We start from the raw sequence: 22,845 nt of genomic DNA, 5'->3' as shown, positions 1-22,845 counted from the left end.
AAAGATACAAATTTTCAGGGTTAAAACATTTACCCGCCTGCAGGTAAACCCTTTTAGTTTAGCGCAATTTTCTTTCTTGTGAAATGAAAAAATGTTTTGTCGGATCAATAAATATATTAACTTTGCAATTCAAAGTGCTTTTTTATGGAGTCAAAAAATTATCAGGAAGACCTTTCGCATATCCGCAGCATGATGGAGCGCAGTTCAAGATTCATCTCTCTCAGTGGGCTTTCCGGTGTTTTTGCCGGACTTGTCGCTTTACTGGGCGCAGGCTACGTCTATTATATTCTGAAACGTGAAGGCATTGATTATTTTGAAGGAAAGGCGAATCTCTACTCCGACGATCTGGTCTCTGAATTGATGCTTGCGGGTTTTGTTATTCTTGTACTTGCCATTTTATCCGGTTATATCTTCACTGCGAAAAAAAGCAAAGAGAAAAACCTGAAGATATGGGATCAGACTACCAAAAGACTGCTTTTTAACTTTGCAGTTCCGCTAGTAACCGGCGGTTTGTTTTGCCTGGGAATGGTGTATCATGAAATGTTTGTTTTTATTGCGCCGGCTACCTTAATTTTTTATGGACTTGCTTTAGTAAGTGCCTCAAAATATACATTTACGGATATTCAGAATTTAGGATATTGCCAGATCGCTCTCGGGCTTCTTTCTTTATTTTTCCTGGGTTGGGGATTGGTTTTTTGGGCTATCGGGTTTGGCGCTCTGCATATTGTTTATGGCCTGGTGATGCACAAGAAATATAAATAGCAGGGAACAAAATATTAGAACAGAAATCGGTAATAATCTATAATGATCAACATCAGTAAACTCAACAAAGAATTCGAAAGCCGTGTCAGGCTGGGCATTATGTCAGTTCTGATGGTAAATGAGTGGGTTGATTTTACCGAAATGAAAACTTTGCTGGAGATTACCGATGGTAACCTGGCAAGCCACAGCACTGCTCTGGAAAAGTCGAAATATATTGAAGTGAAGAAAGAATTTGTCGGTAAAAAACCGAAAACTTCTTACCATGTTACAGATGCCGGTAAAAACGCGTTTAAAGAACATCTTGCGGCTCTTGAAAAATTATTGGGTCGTTAAGCCTATATTTTTTTGTTTATTTGCTTTGTAATGCAAAGTACTTTGAAATTAGTAATTTTTAAAATAATATCATGAAAACACATCAGTTAATTCTTCTTACCACAGTTCTGTTTGTCACGCTCTTTTATGGTGAAGAAATGGGCGTTAATTTTGGACTTTTAGGCGTTGCGTATGCCTTACTTACCCTCATTCACACTCCGGAAGAAAACCGGACGCGTGCTTTTGTTATGGTTTTTGTTGCCGGTATTCTTTCCAGCGTAGCTTTTGCCTGGTACGGAGATTTTGCTTCGTTTCTGGCGGTATTCACTTCTCTCTTTCTGCTGTCTTTTAAATCGAAAAACCGCGATCTGAAGTCATTATTGGTGATTCCGGTGTTTGCGGTAAATTTCGGGACCTTTATTTACCGGTTTTTTAAGTTTGAAGACTGGCTTCCGAAAAGAAATATGCCGGAAACACTGAAGAAAGTAACCGCTCTTTTTTTGATTCCTTTATTTTTCGTGCTCGTATTTTTTGGCGTTTACGCTCTAGGAAGTGAACATTTCTCGGGCTTTTTCTCCGGTTGGAAATTCAGTTTCGATCTTTGGCAGTTTATTGTTCTCGGCACACTTGGATTCTTCGTTGCATTCAATTTCTGGAATTTTAAAATTGAAAAGTTCATCTTCAGTTTAAACCATCATTTCAAGAATGATTTTTTAAATGAGGATAAGGAGATTCCAGTCTCCGGCTCTTTTCTGGATATTGATTCTGAAAGAATGAGCGGCGTCATTTCCTTTGTCGCACTTAATATTTTGCTTTTGGTCTTTATTTTCACCTTTAATTATGAACAGTTTGTTGAGGTTCCCAAATCGCCCAGCGAACTTTCCGTTGAAATCCACGACAGGGTAAACGCCGTAATTTTATCGATTGTAATGGCAGTTTTGGTGATTATGTTTTATTTTAAAGGCAAGTTCAATTTCGACCGCAAAGCCGGAACCTTAAAACTTCTCGCTAAGATCTGGATATTCCTTAATGCGGTATTGGTGATTTCCGCCTTTGCTAAAAACTCTGAATATGTTCTCAGTTCAGGTATTACCTATAAAAGGCTGGGCGTTTATGCTTTTATGGTTCTTGCATTTATCGGGCTCATTTTTACTTTCATCAAAATCAAACATCAGAAAACCAATGCTTTTATGTTTAACCAAATGTCATGGTATTTTTATGGAACGGTTTTGGCCACGTCTTTCATCAATTGGGGAAATCTGGCGACGGTATATAATATCACCAATGATAAAGGCTCTTTTGATTTTTACAAAAGCCTGAATTACAATGATGAACTGCTTATTAAAACGTATCCTAATGAATTTGAAAAAACCACAAAACCAGCCGAAATCGCTAATGAGCAGAGCAAAACCTTCCTCTCTAAAATTATCTATTACCAAACATTAAAACCTCAGAAATAATGAAAAAACTGATCATGCTCATACCGATATTGCTTTTTTCCTGCAATAAGACGGAGTCTGTGAAGATCTCAACTTCTAAGGCTGATACTGTCGCACCAAACCCAATATCAGAGGACGATTCTGCGAAGGTCATTGGAACTGCCGGAGGAAGGCAGGGAATGATGAGAGAAGTTGAAGGAAATAAAATCATCAGAACCGCTGATGCGCAACAGATTCCTTTCAGTATCGGTGAAGAATTCACTAAGGAAGATCAGCAGTTTATTCTGAAGATTAAAAATTTCAAAGGCCAGAATATCACCGGAGAAATTACGCCTGAGAAACCTGAAATGAATATCCGTTTCAATCAGATCAAACTGCCTGATGGCTCATTCGACGGTCCCTTTGGAAGGCAGATTAATTATGCTATAAAAGGCGGTGGAGAATTGTGGCTCATCATCGGGCAAAGCAATATGGCTTCGGGAGATGTTAAAGGAAATTTTTCTGTAGAAATCAGGTAAATTATGAAAGCGAGCCATAGTTAATCTTCTGTTAATTCACTGAGTTGGTATAATTTCTGAATGAAAGACAGAAATCAAAATTTACTATTATGAAAAATTTATTTTTATCCGCGGTTGTTGCTACAGCTACTTTAGCGAGCTGTTCCACCGTTTCATCCATTTTACAGAACACATTTCCATACAATGCGACAGTTTTGGTAACTGCAGGTTCTCCGGCAAACACCACGTTGTCTAATGTGTCGCCGGCTCAGAGCATTAATCAGCTTACCGGCGCGGGAGCTAACGTAAGAGATATCAGAGTTTCCAGTGCTACGATGACGGTTCCGAATAATACAAGTATGGGAATTTTCAAGTCGGTACAGGTATATCTTTCGAATAACGGAAGCAATGAAGTTCTGGTTGCCTCCAGAGATGCGATCGGCGATAATGTTGGAAGTTCACTTTCACTAGATGTGAATACTTCTCAGGCTCTGGATAATATGATGAAATCGGGCGCGGTACAGGCAAGAGTCGTGTATGTTTTGAAACAGTCACCAACGTCTGATATTTCACTGAAAACTTCCATAGGGTTCAGCAGTGTTCCTGTTACCAATCCTTAAATTTAAGAGATTATAATATAAAAATGTCCGCTAAAAAAGCGGACATTTCTGTTTACATCTGTTATTTATTCTTTTTGAAGAATTCGATTCCACAGGTCAGGAAGTTTTTGAAATCTTCTTTCGGCATATAACCCGAAACCGGTGTATTAATCACTTTGCCGTCGGGCGAGACCAAAACATAATGCGGCTGCGAATTATTATTGAAATTTATCTGCTGGAAAAGGCTCCATTTGTCACCGATTGTCTTGATTTTTTTCTTCTGTCCGTTACCCATGTCTACAGAAGTCTGCTCGCTTTCAGGCAGTGCTTCCTTATCATCAACATAAAGAGAAGCCAGAACTACATCATTCTGAAGAATAGGTAAAATATCGGGTTCGCTCCACACGAATTCTTCCATTTTACGGCAGTTTTCGCAGCCGTAACCGGTAAAGTCAATCAGCAACGGCTTGTTTTCTTTTTTGGCAATTTCAATCGCTTCAAAATAATCATGGGAAGGATGCATTCCTAAAATACCGTCTTCTTCTTTGTGGAGATAACTCACATTAATCGGAGGCAAAATTCCACTCAGATGCTGAAGTGTTGGTCTTTCGGCAGGGAAGAGTCCCTGAACCAGATAAATGATAAAACCAATTCCGAGGAAGCCAAATATTTTTCGTGCTAAAGATATTTTCGGTTTTTTATCATCATGTGGGAAGCGGATCTTTCCAAATAAATAAAGAACCAATCCGATTGCGATTAAAATCCAGAGCGCAATGAACAGTTCTCTTTTCAGGAAGAATGTTTTGGAAACCAAATCTGCTTTAGATAAGAATTTCAACGCCAATCCGAGTTCGATAAAACCTAAAACCACTTTCACGGTGTTCATCCAACCGCCGGATTTCGGTAAACTCTGCAACGCTTGCGGGAACAATGCTAAAAGACCGAAAACGATCGCCCAGCTCAGTCCGAAACCTGCCAAAGCAAAAGTGAGCAACATCGGCACGTTGGCAGAACCTGTCACTGCGCTTCCGAGTAAACTTCCTAAAATAGGACCGGTACACGAAAAAGAGACGATAACCAGAGTTAATGCCATAAAGAATATTCCGATCAAACCTCCGGCATCTTCCGCCTTAGAGGATTTATTCGCAATGGAACTTGGCAGCGTGATGTCGTAATATCCGAAGAAACTTCCGGCAAAAAATATAAAGATGATGAAGAAGGTTACATTCAGCCATACACTTGTTGAAATCTGGTTGAAAATATTCCCGGCAATTCCGTCAATAATGTGGAACGGAACGCTCAGTAACACAAAAATCAGGAGAATAAAAAATCCGTAGATGAACGCATCGCGTTTTCCTTTCACCTTGTCTTTAGAACCTTTAGTGAAGAATGAAACCGTTAAAGGAATCATTGGGAATACGCATGGGGTAAGCAGAGCGATTAATCCGCCGAAGAATCCGAGAAGAAGATAAGTCCAGAAGTTTTCGGTGTTTTGCTGGGCTTCAATTCCGCAGTCGGTCTGTGGATTTTTAAAATCGATAGATTCTACCTTCAGACCTTTTTGCTCAGTTTTGATTGGCGAAACGGTAGTTGTATTCGCTGCAGTTACTAGAGCAGTTGAATCGGAAGCCGCAGAAATCTCTGCCGGAACTACTGTTTCTGCCGGAGTTTCAGTCTGTGTAATTGCAGACTCACCTGTAGAAGTTGGCGTTATTTTTTGGTCAAATTCTAAAGTATTCGGAGCAAGACAAACACGGTCGTTGCAGGTTTGATACGTTATTTCTGCTGTAACTGTTGCAGGTTTTGTATTGTCTTTAAGTTTAAATTTCTGTTTAAAGAGGACTAAATCCGAATAGTACACGATCTGAGCGCCAAAAGCCTCTGAGAATTCATCATGCTTTTTTCCGACTTCAATTACACTTCCTACCAGCTGAATTCCCTCTTTGGAGGAAAGAAGCATTTCTGTAGGAATTCCCGAATCCGGGGGCAAGTCCTTAGAGTAGATGTGCCAGTTTTTCTCGATCGTTGCTGTTAAAACAGCTTCATAAACACCGTTTGGTAAAGAATTAATATTGTATTTGAATTTTACGGGATCTTTGATCTGTGCAGAAATTCCCTGGATCAGAAAAACCAGGAACAGTACGAGCCAATTTTTAAATTTCATTTTTACTTTTTTGTTAAACCAGTTTTTGGTTAAAAGGTCATCGTTATTTTACTTTTTATATTTTCATCTGCAGAATATCTGCGGTCTTGTCGATAGGGAATGATTCCTAAAACGTTATCATTGCCGTCACAAAGGAGCCAGATTTTTTGCTGCGCTAAAATAGGGATTTTTTCATCCTTAAAAAATTTGCTGACGGTCTTTTTGCCCGTCATTCCGATTGGAAGAAACACATCACCGGGCTTTTTCTTCCTCATTTTTAAAGGAAACTGAAGTTTACGGGAATCATAAAACCAATTTAAATCAGATGAAGTTTTAAACTCCGGAGAAATAAACTTGGAAAGGCTGACAGTTTGGTTTTGGATATTCTCTACATTTTCTGCGATAATAATTTCATTTTCAGAATCATTTGACTCTGGTTTTTCGCCGGTTTTCTTAGTCAGAATAAAATTATCGCGGTCAACCGTCAACTGGAACTCCGGTGCGTGAAAAATCTTTCCTTTTTCTGCGCTGAATATTTTGGGAAATTCTTCAACATCATCGAAACCGAATTTTTGCAGGATTTCAAACTTTACAAAATCTGATTGTTTCTTGAATTCTGATTTCTGAATTTGAATAAAGTTTTCCTGTTCTGAAATAATTTTCCGTTCGATTTCTTTAATTTTTTCATCCGCGAAATCTTTAACCTGGTTCAGATAATTGAGGCTTTTAGCGAAGTTTTCCAGAAAATGGTCATTGGTCCCGAAAAGTTTCGGTGCAATTTCGTTTCGGATATAATTTCTGAGGTAATCATTTTTCTTATTGGAAAGATCTTCGCGGAAATTAATCTGATGTTCCTCCGCAAAAGCATAAATTTCATCTTTCGAAAACTGTAAAAGCGGACGCAGGATTTGGTTTTCGTTCGCAGGCATACCGCACAAACCCTTAATTCCCGATGCTTTTGAAAGATTGATAATGAAAGTTTCGAGCTGGTCGTTAAGATGATGAGCGGTTACTAAATATTGAAGTTTTCGCTCTTTCTGAATCTTCCGGAAAAATACGTAACGGAGATTTCGTGCCCAGTTTTGAATCGAATTTTCAGGCTGTTTGTCCTTTTCTGAGACTTCATACCCATGAAATTGTATCTGATTTTCCTTACAGAAATCTTCAACCGTTTTCTGATCCGCATCCGAATCTTTGCCACGAAGCTTATAGTTTACATGCGCTACTTCAAAATGCAATTCCGATTGGCTGAATAAGTGAAGAAGCACCATAGAATCTGCCCCGCCACTCACCGCAAGCAGATAATTGCCGGCGTCACAATTTTTGTGCAGACTGCTAAGTGTTTCTTCAAAAGTCTTTTGGGTAAGCAATTTTTAAGGAATATTTAGCAAAGATAATTCTTCTGTTTAAAATGAATTGGCTATTTTTGGCTTAAATAAACAGATTTTTATGAGAACAGGAACACTTTTGGCCATTGCAATCATGGCGCTTACGTTAACTTCTTGTGTAAGCAAGAAGCAGTTTGATGCTCTAAATTTAAACTACAACCAGTGTATTACCAATATTGGGGAGAGACAACGCGAAATTCAGGATCTGAAAGCGACGAATGCCGGACTCTCGAGCGAAAATAATCTTCTGAGAAGCCAGAACGATGCTTTGAAAACCTCTTTGGATGCATGTTTGGCTAACACAGGACAAGGTTCTAAAAATATCACAGAGCTTATCGGAGAGATTAATGCTTCCAACAAATACATTAAGCAGTTAATCTCAACCAATTCGAAAAATGACAGTTTAAACCTTGCGCTATCAAACAAACTGAAGAGATCGCTGGATAATATCGCGGATAACGATGTTCAGGTGAAAGTTCTAAAGGGTGTTGTAATGATTTCATTGTCTGATCAAATGCTCTACAAAACAGGTGATTACAACGTTTTACCGGCAGCTCAGGAAGTTTTGGGTAAAGTAGCTCAGGTGATCAATGATTACGATACTTATTCCGTATTAATTGAAGGAAACACAGATAATGTACCGTTAAATTCTGCAAATCTTCCGAAAGACAACTGGGATTTATCTGCATTGCGGGCGACTTCTATGGCGAAAATTCTTCAGACAAGATTCGGTGTGAATCCTGCAAGAATTACAGCGGGCGGACGAAGCGAATACAATCCTAAAACCACTAATGCGTCGGTTACCGGAAGAGCTGAAAACAGAAGAACTGAAATCATCATTATGCCTAAGTTAGATGAATTCATGAAGCTGATGGACATTGCTCCCGTTAAAAACTAAACCACCCGTTTACAAATAGTAAAATCCCGAATTTTCGGGATTTTTTATTTCATTAAATTTGAAAAAAAATTACAATGAGTTTTTTTGAAGAAAACTGTCCTGAAATGGACCGCTATCTGGAAAATCATGCTTCTTCTGAGCCTGAAATTCTAAAACGGCTGCGTAAAGAAACATTTCAGAAAACCACACAGCCTCACATGATTTCCGGCTATCAGCAGGGGAGATTACTATCCATCTTATCTAAAATGCTGCAGCCTGAAAAGATTCTGGAAATAGGAACTTTTACCGGTTATGCGGCACTTTGCCTGGCAGAAGGCCTGAAAAAAAACGGCAGGATTACCACGCTTGATGTGAACGAAGAACTGGCTTATCTGCCGAAAAAATATTTTGCAGAAAGCGAATTCAGTGAAAAGATTGATTTCATACTGCAGGATGCAAAAATATTTCTGAAGGAAACCGGTGAGGTTTTTGATCTCGTTTTCATCGATGCCGATAAGGAAAATTATGTGGAATATTTTAATCTCATTAAACCAAAAGTAAAATCCGGCTCAGTCATTATTTTCGATAATGTTTTGTGGTACGGGAAAGTGCTTGAAGAGAATCCGAAACAGCAATCCACAAAAAAAATCAAAGAACTCAACGATTTGGTGGCGCAGGATCAGGATTTTGAAAATCTTATTTTACCTTTGCGTGACGGGGTTAATTTGATCAGGAAAATTTAACAGTTTTCTCGCGGATCTAACTGATAGGGCTGATTTTGTTTAACGTAGAAAAATTAACAATCTATGACAGAGAATGAAATTTCATATCAGATAAGAAAAGCAATTTTTAATGTTTATAACGCATTAGGTCCTGGTTTGTTAGAATCAGTATATCAAAAAGTGCTGGTGTACGAACTTGAAGATCTTGGGCTACAGGTGAAATATGAAGTTCCGGTTCCAATAATTTATAATGATATCATTTTTGACTGTAATTTTAGCATTGATATTCTTGTTGAAAATTTGGTGATTGTTGAACTGAAATCTGTCAAAGGCTTAGAAGATATACACTATAAACAACTTTTAACTTATTTAAAACTAGCAGATAAAAGGTTGGGAATTTTGGTGAATTTTAATACGGATAATATTTTAGAATCTATTAAAAGAGTTGTTTATAAATTTGAGGATTGATTATCAGCAAAATTATTTAAATCAGCGAGAAATAATTTATGGAAAAAGGAATTTGTAATGTTTCAGTCGCTCCACTTCGGGCAGAGCCTGCGCATCAGTCGGAGATGGTTTCGCAGATTTTATACGGAGAGAGTGTTGATGTTTTAGAAATAAACGGAAGCTTTTCTAAAATCCGGATGCATTTTGATCAGTATGAAGGATGGGTAGATACAAAACAGATTTCTGAAATTAACGCCACTGATCTCGCAATCAGAAACACAATAATAATTACCGAGACTTTTAGATTTTATGATTTAGAGGTTGGGAAAACCTTACTTTCGGTGGGAAGCGAGATTTTTTCTGATGATGAGAATGTAATTGTTCCGGCCAGCCGGGAACGTATTTCAGAAACTGTATACATGTTTTTGAATGTTCCATACTTATGGAGCGGCCGCAGTTTTTTCGGAATCGATTGCAGCGGTTTAACACAGTTGGTTTACAAAATCAATGGTATTTCATTGCCTAGAGACGCTCATCAGCAGGCCGAGAACGGAAGAGTTTTAGATTTCATAGAAGAAAGTCAGCCGGGTGATCTTGCTTTTTTTGAAAACACTGACGGTAAGATTTCACATGTAGGAATAATGCTCGAAGATCAGAAAATAATTCACGCTTTTGGCAAGGTCCGTATTGATACTCTGGATTCCTCAGGGATTTTTAATCAGGAACTGAATAAGCACACGCACAAACTGAGGTTTGTAAAAAGCGTTTTGTAAAATGAAATTCTTCTATAACATATTCGTCTCGTTACTTATCTCCGGCATGAAAATCGGGGCAATTTTTAACTATAAACTTAAAAAGGGACTTGCCGGCAGGAGACAGAGCTGTGCTATCGTAAATTCAAAATTTTCTCCGGATGATAAAGTGATCTGGATGCATGCCGCGAGTTTAGGCGAGTACGAGCAGGGACTTCCTGTCCTAGAAAAACTTAAAGACAAATTTCCTTCTCATAAAATTTTAATTACCTTCTTTTCCCCCTCGGGTTACGAAAATGTTATTCACAAAACCCATATCGCCGACGCAGTTTGCTACCTTCCTTTCGATACCGAGAGATGGGTGAAAGAATTTACGTCTAATTTTACTGCGGATATTTTTATCACCGTAAAATATGAATACTGGTATAATCTTCTGACGGATTTAAAGGACAAAGGCGCCAAAATTTATGTCGTATCCGCCCTTTTTTACGAAACTCAGGTTTTCTTTAAAGCGTACGGAAGATGGTTTGTAGAAATGCTTTCGAAAAATGTAGACTGGTTTTTTCACCAGACCAAACACTCTACAGCTTTGGCAAAAAGCATTGGTCTTAAAAACTCTTCAACAGCAGGCGATACGCGTTTCGATCGTGTGAGACAGCTGCGGGAGCGTGATAATACTGTAGAATATATCGGGGATTTTAAGCAGAACCGTAAAACCATTGTTTTCGGAAGCTCCTGGGAATCGGAAGAAAGACTTGCAGAAATTGTTGCGTTAAAAAACAGAGCTGTGAAACTGATTATTGCCCCTCACGATTTAAAACGAGTTGAAAACCTGAAAAACCTTTTCCCCAATGCGGTTCTGTATTCAAGCGTTGTTAATGCGCAGATGCTTCATAATTCAAACGCACAGGTTTTGATTATTGACTGTATCGGTTTACTTTCCAAACTTTATTCTTATGCAGATATTGCTGTTGTTGGCGGCGGTTTTCATGCTAAAGGACTTCATAATATTCTGGAAGCTGCAACTTTCGGGATCCCAGTGCTGTTTGGAAACCAATACCTGAAGAATCCTGAAGCAGACGACTTAATAGCGCATCACGGAGGCAAATCTTTTGAAGACGAATTTTTTGCTGCTCCTTACATTTTAAACTTGCTTAATGACAGTGAACTGCTAAAAAAAATGAGCGAAAACGCCAGAAATTTCGTCGATTCCCAGCCGAACGCTTCAGAAATAATTTTGAGCAGAATATTATCTTACCAGGCTGCACCATAGTCTTTTCCGTTTCCAGGAATTGCAGCTTCTCGATATTTAAATTAAAATTTTGTAACCTTTTTGTTTCAGGTTGACTCTATTGTAATAGAAGTCAGAAATTTTAACTAAAAATCATTCAAAATGGAAGCAATTCATCAAGATTCAAGTATTCATTCCGTGTACAACACGCTGAAAGGCGTTTTCGTAATCGTTCCGATCGTTGCCGGACTTGATAAATTCACCAACATTCTTACAGACTGGAGCCAGTATCTTAACTCAACTCTTCTTCATATGCTGCCGTTCTCCGCAGGTACCTTTATGATGATTGTGGGAGTCATCGAGATCACGGCCGGTGTCCTGGTTTTTCTGAAACCCAGAATCGGCGGTATGGTGGTAGCAGCTTGGCTAACTTTAATTGCCGTAACTTTACTGATCGACTGGAAATTTGCAGATGTGGCCGTGCGCGATTTGGTGATGGCGATTTCTGCTTTTTCAATGGCTAAACTTGCCGGAGATTACGATCACAGATGATGGAAACCCAAGAAAAATACACCGACCGGGAGTTGGCAGATAGAATTCTTAATAACGAGACCGCCCTTTTTGAACTGGTGATCAGAAGAAATAATGCATCGCTTTACCGAATTGGTATGATGTACCGCTTTAGTCATGAAGACACCCAGGATTTGATGCAGGATACTTATATTGAAGCATTTAAACATCTCCACCAGTTCGAAAACCGGTCTTCTTTCCGAACATGGATTTCTAAAATCATGTTTAACCTTTGTTACCGGAAAACCCAGACATGGAGGTCGAAACATGTAGAAGCGATGACGGAAAAAACTCCAGTTTCAGACATTGAAACCAACGAAACGTCAGATATTGTGATGAATAAAGAACTGAATTCGGTGATCGAAAAAAGCCTGCTCAATATTCCTGAGAAGTACAGAATTGCTTTTGCCCTGAGAGAAATCAACGGTCTGAGTGTTGTGGAAACCGCCAATATTCTTGAGGTAAGTGAAGGCAATGTGAAAACCCGCGTAAACCGTGCAAAAACTTATCTGCGGAATGAGATCGAAAAATTTTATAATAAAGAAGAAATTTTCGAATTTAATCTTATTTACTGTGATCCAATGGTGGACCGGGTCATGCGGAAGATTTCAACGATGAGCAGAACACAGCAGCAGAAATAACAGTTTGAATTTTACCGAAGAAACCCCTGGCTTTTGATGTCTTTAATAATCAGATCTAAATGATCCGGGATGTATTCGCACTTCAGCCAGTTGAAATCAAAACTGTTGTTAATGCAGAGTTTTTCAAGATAAATGTTTTCATGGATCTGTAAATCGATAGCCTGTAGTAACTCATCAAACTCCATCCAGTAATCTTCGTCTGTTTTTTTGATGAGAATTAAGGCGCGGACTATTTTATTGATGAGATAGATGTAGAGTTTGTAGACATTATCAAACCTTTGCTGATTCAGTTTTTCATTACTTTCTAAAATCTTATTCACCAAAAGTAAATGCAGCGAAATTTCCCCGAATTTATCAGTCGTAATTTTGATGTGTTCCGTTATTTCGGCACTTATTTTCCGGATTAGCACCAAATAATATTTTGGATTTCCGATGTATCTGGAAGCTAATAGAACTTTCTCTGCTATATTTTCTTCCATCTGATTTCTTTTCTGATCAGTAGTTTCCGGATCAATCAGTTCGAAATACAGTTTTTTCGAGAGCAGCTTGTCCTTTTTCAGCAACCGGAAAATCAGTCTGTCTTTTTCAACGGACGAAAATTCACTTAAAGCCTGTTTAAATTCTTTAGAATATTCCATCAGTTAAACAGTTTTGAGTATTTCATAAATCCGTTCAACGCCCAGTTGGCGGTATAGTAAGCTGATTTCAGAGTAGAGAATTTCATATAATCTTTGTAAACAAGATATTGGTCTTTCATGATGTTGGTTTTCTTCCGCGAAATGCTTGCAGGGTGCATTCGGTATTTGGCCATGGTTTTGCGCAGCGGTTTTCCGGACGGGATTTTCTTTAATAAATTCAGCCACATCACATGATCCTCACGCTTGCTGCCCACGGGGAAATATTCTTTTCCAACTCTTGAGGAATCGTACATGGAACTTAACAGGGAAAGCCGGCAAGTTTTTAGTAAATTATTAAAAGTAACTTCTTTATCAGCGATGAAATCATCAATTTTTGGCTGTAAATTTTCGTTACAGCGTGCGTAATTGGAATAGGCGAGTTCTGCATTTTCTCTTTTCATGAAAGAAACCATTTCCTCCAGAAAAACAGGTTCCCAGAAATCGTCCGCATCCAGAAAAGTAATAAATCTTCCGCTTGCTTTTTCTAAGGCCAGATTTCGGGCATGTCCGGCACCGCCATTTTTTTCTGCTATAATTAATTTAATTCTGCGGTCATTAAGTTTTTGAATCATTTGCACCGAATCATCCGTCGATTTATCGTCCGTAATTACCCATTCCCAGTCAGAAAATGTCTGGCTAATGACCGAATCGATCGTCTGTTCTAAAAATTTTGATGAATTAAATACGGGAGTAATGATAGAAACTTCAGGCATTGACTTTTTTAAGTATAGTTTTCACAAATTTACAATTATTAGTTTGATTTAAAATTCATTGTAAAACCCTAAATTTGTGACTTACTTAAAAATAGAACATGTTTTACGACCATCAATCGATCGAAAAGAAGTGGCAGAAATTCTGGGAAGAAAATCAAACCTACAAAACCGAAAATAACACCGACAAACCGAAATTTTATGTTTTGGATATGTTTCCATACCCTTCGGGAGCGGGTTTACATGTTGGTCATCCGCTGGGTTACATTGCTTCTGATATTTATGCTAGATATAAAAGACATCAGGGATTTAATGTTCTGCATCCCGTTGGTTACGACTCTTTCGGGCTTCCGGCAGAACAGTATGCGATACAGACCGGAACGCATCCCGCAATTACCACCGAACAGAATATTACAAGATATGAGGAGCAACTCAGAAAAATCGGTTTCTCTTTTGACTGGAGCCGTGAAGTGAGAACATCTGATGCTTCCTATTATAAATGGACACAATGGATTTTCATTCAGCTTTTTAATTCATGGTATAACAAGTCGACCGATAAAGCAGAACCGATTGAAACGCTGATTCAGCATTTTGAAAAGCAAGGTACGGCAAACCTTTCAGCGGTGCAGAATGATGCTTTGAATTTCACAGCAGAGGAATGGAAATCAGCTTCTGAACTCGACAGGCAGGATATTCTGTTAAACTACCGTTTAGCTTATCGTGCAGAAACTACCGTAAACTGGTGTCCAGGTCTAGGAACAGTTCTCGCAAACGATGAGGTGAAAGACGGTAAATCTGAACGAGGTGGATTCCCCGTTTTCCAGAAGAAAATGATCCAGTGGAGTATGAGAATTACCGCTTATTCCGAAAGATTGTTGCAAGGTCTGAAAAAACTCGATTGGCCACAGCCACTGAAAGATTCCCAGGAATACTGGATCGGGAAATCACAGGGAGCACAGGTTTCATTTGAGGTGCTGAATTCTGATGAGAACATTTCTGTTTTTACCACACGACCTGATACCATTTTCGGAGCAACATTTATGGTTCTCGCTCCGGAAAATCCCTTGGTTGAAAAATTCACCACAGAAGAACAGAAAGCAGCAATCGATCAGTATATCGAAGATACTTCCAAAAAAACGGAGCGCGACCGCATGACGGACGTAAAAAATGTTTCCGGCGCTTTCACCGGAAGTTATGCTGTGAATCCTTTCAATGACGAAAAAATGCCCGTGTATATTTCGGATTATGTGCTGATGGGTTACGGAACTGGCGCTGTAATGGCGGTTCCGGCACATGATGAACGGGATCACCGTTTTGCTAAAAAGTTCGGATTGAACATTGTAAAAGTGGTGGAGACCGATGAAGATATTCAGGAGGCATCTTATGATTCAAAAGACAGTGTCTGTGTGAATTCAGATTTCCTGAACGGAATGAAGTATGATGAAGCCAAAGCCCGCATCATCGACGCGATTACCAACCGCGGGATCGGTCACGGGACCACCAATTACAAACAGCGCGACGCTATCTTTTCGCGTCAAAGATATTGGGGAGAGCCTGTACCGGTTTATTATAAAGAGGGAATGCCTTATGCGCTTCCGGTTTCTGCACTTCCTTTGGAATTGCCGGAAGTTGAGAAATATTTGCCTACTGAAGATGGAGATCCACCTTTGGGAAATGCGAAAAATTTTGCGTGGGACGAACTCAATGAAAAAGTTGTTGCAACAGATTTAATTGATCATCTCACCGTGTTTCCTCTGGAATTATCTACGATGCCTGGCTGGGCCGGCAGTTCATGGTATTTCCTGAGATATATGGATCCGCAAAACGAAGAAGTTTTCACTGATAAGAACCTTTCGGATTACTGGGGGCAGGTTGACTTATATATCGGCGGAAGTGAGCATGCAACGGGACATTTATTATATTCCCGTTTTTGGAATATGTTTTTAAAAGACCGAGGTTATATCAGTCATGATGAACCTTTTCAGAAACTCATCAATCAGGGAATGATTTTGGGGATGAGTGCATTTGTATATCGAATCGAGGGAACCAATCAGTTTGTTTCGAAAAATTTGGCTCCAAATTATGCTACTCAGAAAATTCACGTCGATGTTTCTTTATTAAAAGGAGCCACTGATGAACTTGACGTAGAAAAGTTCCGAAACTGGCGAGCTGAATATGCGGATGCTGAATTTATTCTGGAAGAAGGAAAATATATTACTGAAAGGGAAGTAGAAAAAATGTCCAAGTCCAAATACAACGTTGTCAATCCCGATGATATCTGTGAAGAATACGGCGCAGACTGTTTAAGGCTTTATGAAATGTTCCTCGGACCTTTGGAACAGTCAAAACCATGGAACACACAAGGGTTAAGCGGAGTTTACGGCTTTCTGAAGAAGTTCTATAACCTTTATTATAATGGTGACACTTTGGAAGTTACGGACGAAGAGCCGACGAAAGAAGAATATAAGGTGCTGCACACCTTGATCAAGAAAGTTGTTTCAGATATTGATAACTTCTCTTTTAACACCTCTGTATCGTCATTTATGATTGCAGTTAACGAATTCCAGAAACTCAAAACCAACAAAAGAAAAATCCTTGAACCATTGGCAATCGTGGTTTCGCCTTATGCTCCGCATATATCAGAAGAGCTTTGGCAGCAGTTGGGTCATGCATCTTCAGTTGAGTTTGAACCATTCCCGGTTTTTGAGGAAATGTATCTCGTAGAAGATGAGATTGAATATCCGGTGAGCTTTAACGGTAAAATGAGATTTAAACTTGCATTGCCGGCAGATTTAACTGTTGCAGAGATTCAGGAAATCATCTTGAAAGATTTACGTGTTTTAGATCAGCTTGCAGGAAATACTCCTAAAAAAGTAATTATAGTCCCAAAAAAAATCGTTAATATTGTGTGTTAAAAATAATTATGAAAAAAAATATCGTAGTGCAAATCGTAAAAAAAAGAGGGTAAATTGTACTAATTTTTAAAGGTATTTTTAAAATCAAAAATTATCATCAGTATTTAAATTAAAATTTACCAATTTGGTAATGTTAATGAATCTTAACACAAATGAAAATGTATTTCATTAAAGTCGAAACACTTGCAAGGTTAAATATTTTGACTTTATTTTACAGCTCGAAAATTTAAAATAACAATTATAATTTAGTTTAGTATGGAAATGAATGTTTCAAACAACGAGGAGCAAGTAGTTGCTAAAAAGTTAGGGGGATTAAATCCTGCATTAGTTATTCCTATTCTTATCGCGATAGGTATTGCTATTTATTTATTTGTTTTGGGTAACCCGGGAAACTTTAAGGCTGATCCAAGGCTGGAAGGTCTTTCCTCAGTAGGTTTCTCAGATTTGGAAACAAAAGAATTGCATCCTGATGGATTTATGGGGATTATCTATATGGGCGGACCAATTGTACCGATTCTTATTTCTTTCATGATTATCGTAATTGTATTTTCAATCGAGCGGGCTTTAGTACTTAGAAAAGCTTCAGGTAAAGGAAATGTAGATAATTTTGTATTGAATGTTAGAAGATTGCTTGATCAGAACAAAGTTGATGAGGCTATCGAAGAGTGCGACAGACAAGAAGGTTCTGTAGGTAATGTTGTAAAAGAAGGTCTTACTACTTATAAAGCATTATCTCATGATACTACAATGAACAAAGAGCAGAAAATGGTTGCGCTTAACAAATCTATTGAAGAAGCTACAACTCTCGAAATGCCAATGCTAGAGAAAAACATGATGATTCTTTCAACTCTTGGTACCGTTGCAACCCTTGTAGCACTACTAGGAACAGTAATCGGGATGATCAAGGCGTTTAGTGCACTAGGTGCAGGTGGTGGAACACCAGATTCTGCTGCGTTATCAATCGGTATTTCTGAAGCACTTGTAAATACTGCATTAGGTATTGGTACATCTGCTGTTGCGATTATCCTTTATAACTATTTTACTTCTAAGATTGACGGATTAACGTTCAAAATTGACGAAATCGCAATGTCAATCCAGCAGTCATTCGCAGAATTTCACTAAGAAATTTTCTGATGAACGCAGACCTTTTTTAACCTGATGGTTATTTGACGGTCTAAAAAAGTGAAGTATAATAAAAAAATTAAAATATAATGGCGAGAGTCAAACCAAAAAGACATAATATAAGGGTAGATATGACGGCGATGACCGATGTATCATTTCTACTCCTTACGTTCTTTATCCTCACGGCTCAGTTCAATGTTCCTGATGTCGAGACGGTAACCACGCCATCTTCTATATCTGAAAAGCTTCTTCCGGACGCCAGTTTGATGACTGTTCTCAGTACAACAGATGGTAAATTCTACTTTACACCAGTAGATAACGGAACCGAAAGAATGCAACTTCTTGATAAAATGGGAGAGAAGTATGGATTGAAATTTACGAATCAGGAAAAAGTGGAGTTCACCAAAGTGCAGTCCGTAGGAGTGCCGATGAACCAGCTTAAAGGTTATCTCAATCTTTCTGAAGAGGATAAAAAAGCATTTAAAAGCCAAACAGGAGTTCCGCTTGACAGCACAAACAAACAGTTAATCGACTGGGTACAGCAGAGTTTAGCAGTGAATCCTGGTTATAAATTGGCAATTAAGGGCGATGTTGAGACTAAATATCCTAAGGTTAAAGCACTGTTCGAAGGACTAAGAGATATTGATTTCTTGAAGTTCTGGTTAATAACAAGTCAGGAAGTAGCACAATAATAAAGAAATGGCAGAAGTACAAGTAAAAGACAGTAGCGGGAAAGGTGGAAAGGTGCGCTCGCAGAAGCAGCCGCCCCACGTAGATTTAACCCCAATGGTGGATTTGGCGTTCCTTTTGATCACGTTCTTTATGTTGGTTACAACTTTCAACAAACCGAATGTGATGGATTTAGGTCTTCCGGCAAAACCGAAAGATCCACAGCAACAGCCAGATACAGAGATTGATTTATCCAACTCAATATCATTGATTATAGGAAAAGACAACAGGATTTTTTATCACCAGGTAGCTGCGGCAGACCTTAATGAGCAAACGCTGCAGGAAACATCTTTTGATAGAGAAGGGATTACAAAAGTAATCGAGCAGGCAAAGGCAAGAGCGAAAGATCAAACGAAATTTACAGTGATCATTAAGCCGACTGACGATGCAGTATATAAGAACTTTGTAGACATTCTTGACGAAATGGCCATTACCAAAAATGAAATATACGGTATTACCGATGTTAAAAGTAATGAACAGGCTGTTTATGAGAAAAAAGTGGGTGCAACTTCAGCGCCGGCAGCTCCAGCAGCTGACACTAACTAGAATGTATTACTTTAATTTTTAAAGAAAGAATAAATGGCAGAAGACAATACATACAACAGTACTCCAACATTGGATGAAATTGTATTTGAAAACAGAAATAAAGCCTATGGAGCCTATGACTTGCGAACAAGTTACAGATCCATTTTAACAAAGTCTTTTATTTTTGGAACCATTCTGTTTTTGGTAGCTGCAATCACTCCGTTTGTCATCATGAAGATCAAGCAGATGAATGCAAAAGAAACTACCGAGGTAAATGCCAATTTAATTGACATTCTACCGGAAGAGCAGATCATTGAGGAAATAAAAGAAGAAGAACCGCCACCACCACCGCCACCACCAAAAGAAGAGCCTCAACAGGAGGTAATTCAGAACGTAGTTCCGGAACCGGTGAAAGCACCAAAAGTAGAAACTCCACCGCCGCCAATTACCAAGCAGCTTGAAACTACAACAGGTTTAGTAAATCAGGAAGGGGTTAAAACTCCAACGTATACACCTCCGCCGCCGCCGCCGGGACCAACCAAATCTACAACAGTAGAAGTTAAGCCACAGGTTTCTGAAACCCAGGTTTACACAGAAGTTGAGCAGTTAGCTGAATTCCCTGGAGGTATTAATTCATTCAGAAGTAAAGTAAACAGCAGTTTCGATACTTCGGTAATGGATGGTGATGAAGGAACAGTGAAAACTGAAGTTACATTTGTTGTTGAGAGAGACGGTAGCATTACTGATGTGAAAGCAAACGGATCTAATAAAGATTTTAATGCAGAAGCGATCAGAACTGTAAAATCAATCAAGAATAAATGGGCTCCTGCGAAAATAAACGGTCAGTCTGTTCGATACAGATTCAGAATGCCGCTTACCATGCAGTTCGAATAATTTATTAAAATTGAATTTAGTATAATGAAAGAGAAGCTGTTGCTTCTCTTTTTTTAATTTTTTGTATTTTTGCCCATGTTGTTTAACTGGTTATCATTAATAACGGGATTATTTTATATCGTTTTAGGGGTTGTTGTCATAATTTATAAATTTTTCATCATTTACCTTGAGCCTAATATCGCCTATTCTTTAGGTGGTTTATTAATCCTTTACGGAATTTTCAGAATCGTAAGAGCTGTTTACCGAATCCGACAGAATAGAGATGAAGAATAATTTTCAGATTTTAGTAATTCTCCTGCTTACCTTTTTCGTTTCCTGTAAAAAGACAGAGAAAGTTCTCGTCGATGACCCGCAGCAAGGTTCAATTACAATTGCTGCCGATGAATCTTTCCGAAGCGTTTCAGAGGCATTAACTCAACGATATATGGCGCTTAATCCTAAAACCAAAATTAATTTGGTGATTAAAAAGGAAGACCTGGCATTTCTCGATTTGCTTGAAAACAAAGTTAGGGTTATCGTGATGTCGAGAGAATTGAGTGACGAGGAAAAGCAGGCCTACAAAAATAAGATCGATATGGATCTGGTTCCCGCCAAATTTGCTGCAGACGCGGTGGTTTTTGTCGTATCAAAGAATTCGGTTCGTGAATCAATTTCTATCGGCGAAATTGATAAAGAATTAAATTCTGAGAATAAGAATATTATTTTTGATGGTACAAATTCCAGTAATTTAAATTTTGTAGCGCAGAAGCTCAACAAAAAACCATCTGAGTTGAAGTTTTCAATTATTAACGGGAACAGGAATATTATCGATGAGATTAACAAACATCCGGAAAAGATTGGAGCAATAAGTCTGAATACAATAAGCAGACCTTATGATAAGGAATCGCAGGATCTGCGAAATTCCATTAAAATTATTCCTGTAATTCAAAACCAAAAACCTGTGATGCCTGAATTGGCTAACATTAGAAATATGAATTATCCTTTTACAAGATTTTTATATTTTATTACCAACGAAGCATATTACGGTTTAGGAAACGGTTTAATACGGTTTTCATGTCAGCAGTTAGGACAGATCGTTGTGCAAAAAGAAGGTCTACAGCCCTATTATATTTTCAAGAGAGAGGTACAGATGCGTTAAAATTTACCAAAAAAAAGGCGGTATATTTTTATGGTATGAAAATTGGGTAATAGTAGTACAAAGTAGTTATATTATAAACAAATTAAAATGAAAGATAGAATGAATTTAACAAAAAAAGTTGCTTTAGGTGTTGCGGTAGGATTTTTCTCAAACTTTGCTTTTGCTCAAACACTGCAGGAAGGTGTTGCAAATGCCGACAGTCATAAATACGCAAAAGCTAAGACAGTTTTTACTGAGATGATCGCAAAATCTCCTACGGCAGAAAATTATTTTTATTTAGGTAACTCATATCTTACCCAGTTCGAACCTAATTTCGATATGGCGCAGGAAAACTTTAATAAAGGATTAGCTGCTGACAAAAAGAGTAATCTTAATAAGATTGGGTTAGCATCAGTTAAGTTAGGTAAAGGTGATAAATCTGCATTAACAGAAATTCAGAATATAGTAAAGGATGCTAAGGATAAAGATGCTGAAGTTTTATACAGAGCTGCTGAAGCTTTGACGATATTTGGCGGGGCTTCTCAAGCTGACCTTGCAATTGATTATTTGAACAGAGCTGTAGAGAAATCGCAGAAAGCAGGAACTCCTGCATATTATTACTATACTTTAGGAGATGCTTATCGTTTAAAACTAACGAATAGTCCGCAAGTTGCTGGATCAGCAATGACGGCTTACGATAAAGCTTTACCGGTTGCTAAGAACAAAGCCTCTGTGTATACCAGAATAGGTACACTGTGGATGCAGGCGCAGCAATGGCAGAAAGCAAAAGAAAGTATTGACCGTGCTATTGCGGCGGATGCTACTTATGCTCCGGCCTATAAAGCTAAGGCTGCTTATGATATCAGATATCAGCAGAACGCACTGGCGACTCAGGATCTGATGAATTATGCAAAATATGCTGATGAAGATCCGGATACCCAGTTAGAAATTTCAAAGTTATTCTTCACCAATGAAGATTATGCTAACTCAAAACTGTATCTTGATAAAGTATTCGATAAAGTGAATGATCCTATTAAGTATAAACTACGAGCTTATTTACTTTATGCTGATGGTAGTTATTCTGAAGCGAAAAGCAGTATGGATCAGTTTGTATCAAAAGCAGAGAAGTCAAGAGTTCAGCCTGCTGATCAGGGATTATTAGGTCTGATTTCGGCAGGATTGGCGCAGACAGAAACAGATGCAGCTAAGAAGACTGCTTTGAATGCAGATGCACAGCAAAAAATTGCGATTGCAAAAGCTGCTAAAGATGAAACAATGAACTGGGACTTAGAATTGGTTAAGATTAAAGGTGGCGGCGGTGTTAACCAAGCTGCGGTTGATGCAGGTCCAACAACCCCTGAAATTGAAACCCTTAAAAAGCAGGTTGCTACAAGTCCACAGGATACTGATGCCTTGTTTAAACTGGCGAATGCATATCAGGAAGCTAAAAACTGGAACGGCGCAATTCAATCATGGCAAAAGATGAGCGGTTTGCTCCCCGATTGGGCTCCTGCTTATTACAGCCAGGGATATTCATACCAACAGGCTGGTAACAATGAATTGGCAAAAATTGCTTACGAGAAATTCATCAGTACAGTAAAACCTGCCGATTTAGAAGCCAACAAAGAAACGCTTTCGTACGCATATTTTGCGGTAGCTTATTTGGTAAAAGACAGTGATCCGGCTAAGGCTAAGACTTATGCAGCGAAATCGGTTGAATTGAATCCTGCTTACCAGGATGCGGTAAACTTAAATAAGTCGCTTAACAAGTAACAG

The 22,845-nt window shown here is 38.5% G+C and carries 23 protein-coding genes; 19 read left to right on the top strand and 4 right to left on the bottom strand.

All coding sequences use genetic code 11. The features are described 5' to 3' along the window. The first annotated feature begins 144 nt into the window (after positions 1 to 144). The 5 genes from KTV93_RS05560 to KTV93_RS05540 all read left to right on the top strand — a co-directional run bounded on the left by KTV93_RS05560 (position 145) and on the right by KTV93_RS05540 (position 3,630). Entirely contained in the window at positions 145 to 762 is a 618-nt protein-coding gene (locus KTV93_RS05560) for a hypothetical protein (RefSeq protein WP_218250309.1), read from the top strand. A gap of 42 nt (positions 763 to 804) precedes the next feature. Then, entirely contained in the window at positions 805 to 1,095 is a 291-nt protein-coding gene (locus KTV93_RS05555) for a winged helix-turn-helix domain-containing protein (protein ID WP_218250308.1), read from the top strand. Between the two features lie 71 nt (positions 1,096 to 1,166). Beyond that, a complete protein-coding gene (locus tag KTV93_RS05550) occupies positions 1,167 to 2,534 on the top strand; it encodes a DUF4153 domain-containing protein (protein WP_218250307.1) in 1,368 nt (455 codons plus the stop codon). Further along, positions 2,534 to 3,031, top strand: a complete 498-nt coding sequence (locus KTV93_RS05545; protein ID WP_218250306.1) for a hypothetical protein — start codon at positions 2,534 to 2,536, stop codon at positions 3,029 to 3,031. Before KTV93_RS05550 ends, KTV93_RS05545 begins: the two co-directional genes overlap by 1 nt. Before the next feature lie 89 nt (positions 3,032 to 3,120). Further along, positions 3,121 to 3,630: a hypothetical protein gene (locus tag KTV93_RS05540; RefSeq protein ID WP_218250305.1), complete on the top strand. Its 510-nt coding sequence runs from the start codon at positions 3,121 to 3,123 to the stop codon at positions 3,628 to 3,630. A 61-nt stretch (positions 3,631 to 3,691) separates the two neighbouring features. On the opposite strand, the gene KTV93_RS05535 is transcribed toward KTV93_RS05540, so the two are convergent. Further along, positions 3,692 to 5,773 carry a protein-disulfide reductase DsbD family protein gene (locus KTV93_RS05535; protein WP_218250304.1) on the bottom strand — a complete coding sequence of 694 codons (2,082 nt, stop codon included), beginning with the start codon at positions 5,771 to 5,773 and terminating at the stop codon, positions 3,692 to 3,694. A 29-nt stretch (positions 5,774 to 5,802) separates the two neighbouring features. Further along, the gene (gene tilS / locus KTV93_RS05530; protein ID WP_218250303.1) at positions 5,803 to 7,122 is read right to left on the bottom strand and encodes a tRNA lysidine(34) synthetase TilS; all 1,320 of its coding nucleotides are present in this window, start codon (positions 7,120 to 7,122) and stop codon (positions 5,803 to 5,805) included. Between the two features lie 79 nt (positions 7,123 to 7,201). Here tilS and KTV93_RS05525 point away from each other — a divergent pair, with 79 nt between their 5' ends. From KTV93_RS05525 to KTV93_RS05495, 7 genes are all read left to right on the top strand, one after another. Then, on the top strand, positions 7,202 to 8,038 hold the full coding sequence (locus KTV93_RS05525; protein WP_218250302.1) for an OmpA family protein: 837 nt from the start codon (positions 7,202 to 7,204) through the stop codon (positions 8,036 to 8,038). Between the two features lie 74 nt (positions 8,039 to 8,112). Further along, positions 8,113 to 8,760, top strand: a complete 648-nt coding sequence (locus KTV93_RS05520; protein ID WP_218250301.1) for an O-methyltransferase — start codon at positions 8,113 to 8,115, stop codon at positions 8,758 to 8,760. Positions 8,761 to 8,823: 63 nt separating this feature from the next. After that, entirely contained in the window at positions 8,824 to 9,207 is a 384-nt protein-coding gene (locus KTV93_RS05515) for a GxxExxY protein (protein WP_218250300.1), read from the top strand. A gap of 38 nt (positions 9,208 to 9,245) precedes the next feature. Beyond that, complete coding sequence (locus KTV93_RS05510; protein ID WP_218250299.1) at positions 9,246 to 9,959, top strand: C40 family peptidase; 714 nt, start codon at positions 9,246 to 9,248, stop codon at positions 9,957 to 9,959. A gap of 1 nt (position 9,960) precedes the next feature. After that, complete coding sequence (locus KTV93_RS05505) at positions 9,961 to 11,211, top strand: 3-deoxy-D-manno-octulosonic acid transferase (protein WP_218250298.1); 1,251 nt, start codon at positions 9,961 to 9,963, stop codon at positions 11,209 to 11,211. Between the two features lie 120 nt (positions 11,212 to 11,331). After that, positions 11,332 to 11,721 carry a hypothetical protein gene (locus tag KTV93_RS05500; protein ID WP_218250297.1) on the top strand — a complete coding sequence of 130 codons (390 nt, stop codon included), beginning with the start codon at positions 11,332 to 11,334 and terminating at the stop codon, positions 11,719 to 11,721. Then, on the top strand, positions 11,718 to 12,380 hold the full coding sequence (locus KTV93_RS05495; RefSeq protein WP_218250296.1) for a sigma-70 family RNA polymerase sigma factor: 663 nt from the start codon (positions 11,718 to 11,720) through the stop codon (positions 12,378 to 12,380). The genes KTV93_RS05500 and KTV93_RS05495 overlap by 4 nt, the downstream gene beginning before the upstream one ends. Before the next feature lie 11 nt (positions 12,381 to 12,391). Here KTV93_RS05495 and KTV93_RS05490 read toward each other — a convergent pair whose 3' ends face one another. Together KTV93_RS05490 and KTV93_RS05485 are read right to left on the bottom strand one after the other, a co-directional pair. Further along, entirely contained in the window at positions 12,392 to 13,018 is a 627-nt protein-coding gene (locus tag KTV93_RS05490; RefSeq protein ID WP_218250295.1) for a deoxyuridine 5'-triphosphate nucleotidohydrolase, read from the bottom strand. Next, complete coding sequence (locus KTV93_RS05485) at positions 13,018 to 13,770, bottom strand: glycosyltransferase family 2 protein (protein WP_218250294.1); 753 nt, start codon at positions 13,768 to 13,770, stop codon at positions 13,018 to 13,020. The genes KTV93_RS05490 and KTV93_RS05485 overlap by 1 nt, the downstream gene beginning before the upstream one ends. A gap of 98 nt (positions 13,771 to 13,868) precedes the next feature. Between KTV93_RS05485 and leuS the strand changes: the two genes are divergently transcribed. From leuS to KTV93_RS05450, 7 genes are all read left to right on the top strand, one after another. Next, the gene (leuS, locus tag KTV93_RS05480; protein WP_218250293.1) at positions 13,869 to 16,682 is read left to right on the top strand and encodes a leucine--tRNA ligase; all 2,814 of its coding nucleotides are present in this window, start codon (positions 13,869 to 13,871) and stop codon (positions 16,680 to 16,682) included. A gap of 255 nt (positions 16,683 to 16,937) precedes the next feature. Further along, positions 16,938 to 17,804, top strand: coding sequence for a MotA/TolQ/ExbB proton channel family protein (locus KTV93_RS05475; protein WP_218250292.1), 867 nt, complete (start codon positions 16,938 to 16,940; stop codon positions 17,802 to 17,804). Between the two features lie 89 nt (positions 17,805 to 17,893). Next, on the top strand, positions 17,894 to 18,496 hold the full coding sequence (locus KTV93_RS05470) for an ExbD/TolR family protein (protein WP_218250291.1): 603 nt from the start codon (positions 17,894 to 17,896) through the stop codon (positions 18,494 to 18,496). A 7-nt stretch (positions 18,497 to 18,503) separates the two neighbouring features. After that, positions 18,504 to 19,079: an ExbD/TolR family protein gene (locus KTV93_RS05465; protein WP_218250290.1), complete on the top strand. Its 576-nt coding sequence runs from the start codon at positions 18,504 to 18,506 to the stop codon at positions 19,077 to 19,079. A 33-nt stretch (positions 19,080 to 19,112) separates the two neighbouring features. Continuing rightward, positions 19,113 to 19,952 carry an energy transducer TonB gene (locus tag KTV93_RS05460; RefSeq protein ID WP_218250289.1) on the top strand — a complete coding sequence of 280 codons (840 nt, stop codon included), beginning with the start codon at positions 19,113 to 19,115 and terminating at the stop codon, positions 19,950 to 19,952. A 262-nt stretch (positions 19,953 to 20,214) separates the two neighbouring features. Then, positions 20,215 to 21,090, top strand: a complete 876-nt coding sequence (locus tag KTV93_RS05455) for a PstS family phosphate ABC transporter substrate-binding protein (RefSeq protein WP_218250288.1) — start codon at positions 20,215 to 20,217, stop codon at positions 21,088 to 21,090. 99 nt (positions 21,091 to 21,189) lie between these two features. Further along, positions 21,190 to 22,842 (top strand): tetratricopeptide repeat protein, encoded by a 1,653-nt coding sequence (locus KTV93_RS05450; protein ID WP_425256094.1) that lies wholly within the window; start codon positions 21,190 to 21,192, stop codon positions 22,840 to 22,842. Positions 22,843 to 22,845: the final 3 nt, after the last annotated feature.

The organism is Kaistella faecalis (assembly GCF_019195395.1).
GTDB classification, from domain to species: Bacteria; Bacteroidota; Bacteroidia; order Flavobacteriales; family Weeksellaceae; genus Kaistella; species Kaistella faecalis.
Note: the sequence above shows the minus strand (reverse complement) of the source record. Positions and strands in the feature narration are given on the sequence as shown.

What these genes read in the sequence shown, in the direction of transcription:
- KTV93_RS05560 (WP_218250309.1), top strand. Translation starts at nt 145, where the DNA reads ATGGAGTCAAAAAATTATCAGGAAGACCTTTCGCATATCCGCAGCATG.
- KTV93_RS05555 (WP_218250308.1), top strand. Translation starts at nt 805, where the DNA reads ATGATCAACATCAGTAAACTCAACAAAGAATTCGAAAGCCGTGTCAGG.
- KTV93_RS05550 (WP_218250307.1), top strand. Translation starts at nt 1,167, where the DNA reads ATGAAAACACATCAGTTAATTCTTCTTACCACAGTTCTGTTTGTCACG.
- KTV93_RS05545 (WP_218250306.1), top strand. Translation starts at nt 2,534, where the DNA reads ATGAAAAAACTGATCATGCTCATACCGATATTGCTTTTTTCCTGCAAT.
- KTV93_RS05540 (WP_218250305.1), top strand. Translation starts at nt 3,121, where the DNA reads ATGAAAAATTTATTTTTATCCGCGGTTGTTGCTACAGCTACTTTAGCG.
- KTV93_RS05535 (WP_218250304.1), bottom strand. Translation starts at nt 5,773, where the DNA reads ATGAAATTTAAAAATTGGCTCGTACTGTTCCTGGTTTTTCTGATCCAG.
- KTV93_RS05525 (WP_218250302.1), top strand. Translation starts at nt 7,202, where the DNA reads ATGAGAACAGGAACACTTTTGGCCATTGCAATCATGGCGCTTACGTTA.
- KTV93_RS05520 (WP_218250301.1), top strand. Translation starts at nt 8,113, where the DNA reads ATGAGTTTTTTTGAAGAAAACTGTCCTGAAATGGACCGCTATCTGGAA.
- KTV93_RS05515 (WP_218250300.1), top strand. Translation starts at nt 8,824, where the DNA reads ATGACAGAGAATGAAATTTCATATCAGATAAGAAAAGCAATTTTTAAT.
- KTV93_RS05510 (WP_218250299.1), top strand. Translation starts at nt 9,246, where the DNA reads ATGGAAAAAGGAATTTGTAATGTTTCAGTCGCTCCACTTCGGGCAGAG.
- KTV93_RS05505 (WP_218250298.1), top strand. Translation starts at nt 9,961, where the DNA reads ATGAAATTCTTCTATAACATATTCGTCTCGTTACTTATCTCCGGCATG.
- KTV93_RS05500 (WP_218250297.1), top strand. Translation starts at nt 11,332, where the DNA reads ATGGAAGCAATTCATCAAGATTCAAGTATTCATTCCGTGTACAACACG.
- KTV93_RS05495 (WP_218250296.1), top strand. Translation starts at nt 11,718, where the DNA reads ATGATGGAAACCCAAGAAAAATACACCGACCGGGAGTTGGCAGATAGA.
- KTV93_RS05490 (WP_218250295.1), bottom strand. Translation starts at nt 13,018, where the DNA reads ATGGAATATTCTAAAGAATTTAAACAGGCTTTAAGTGAATTTTCGTCC.
- KTV93_RS05485 (WP_218250294.1), bottom strand. Translation starts at nt 13,770, where the DNA reads ATGCCTGAAGTTTCTATCATTACTCCCGTATTTAATTCATCAAAATTT.
- leuS (WP_218250293.1), top strand. Translation starts at nt 13,869, where the DNA reads ATGTTTTACGACCATCAATCGATCGAAAAGAAGTGGCAGAAATTCTGG.
- KTV93_RS05475 (WP_218250292.1), top strand. Translation starts at nt 16,938, where the DNA reads ATGGAAATGAATGTTTCAAACAACGAGGAGCAAGTAGTTGCTAAAAAG.
- KTV93_RS05470 (WP_218250291.1), top strand. Translation starts at nt 17,894, where the DNA reads ATGGCGAGAGTCAAACCAAAAAGACATAATATAAGGGTAGATATGACG.
- KTV93_RS05465 (WP_218250290.1), top strand. Translation starts at nt 18,504, where the DNA reads ATGGCAGAAGTACAAGTAAAAGACAGTAGCGGGAAAGGTGGAAAGGTG.
- KTV93_RS05460 (WP_218250289.1), top strand. Translation starts at nt 19,113, where the DNA reads ATGGCAGAAGACAATACATACAACAGTACTCCAACATTGGATGAAATT.
- KTV93_RS05455 (WP_218250288.1), top strand. Translation starts at nt 20,215, where the DNA reads ATGAAGAATAATTTTCAGATTTTAGTAATTCTCCTGCTTACCTTTTTC.
- KTV93_RS05450 (WP_425256094.1), top strand. Translation starts at nt 21,190, where the DNA reads ATGAATTTAACAAAAAAAGTTGCTTTAGGTGTTGCGGTAGGATTTTTC.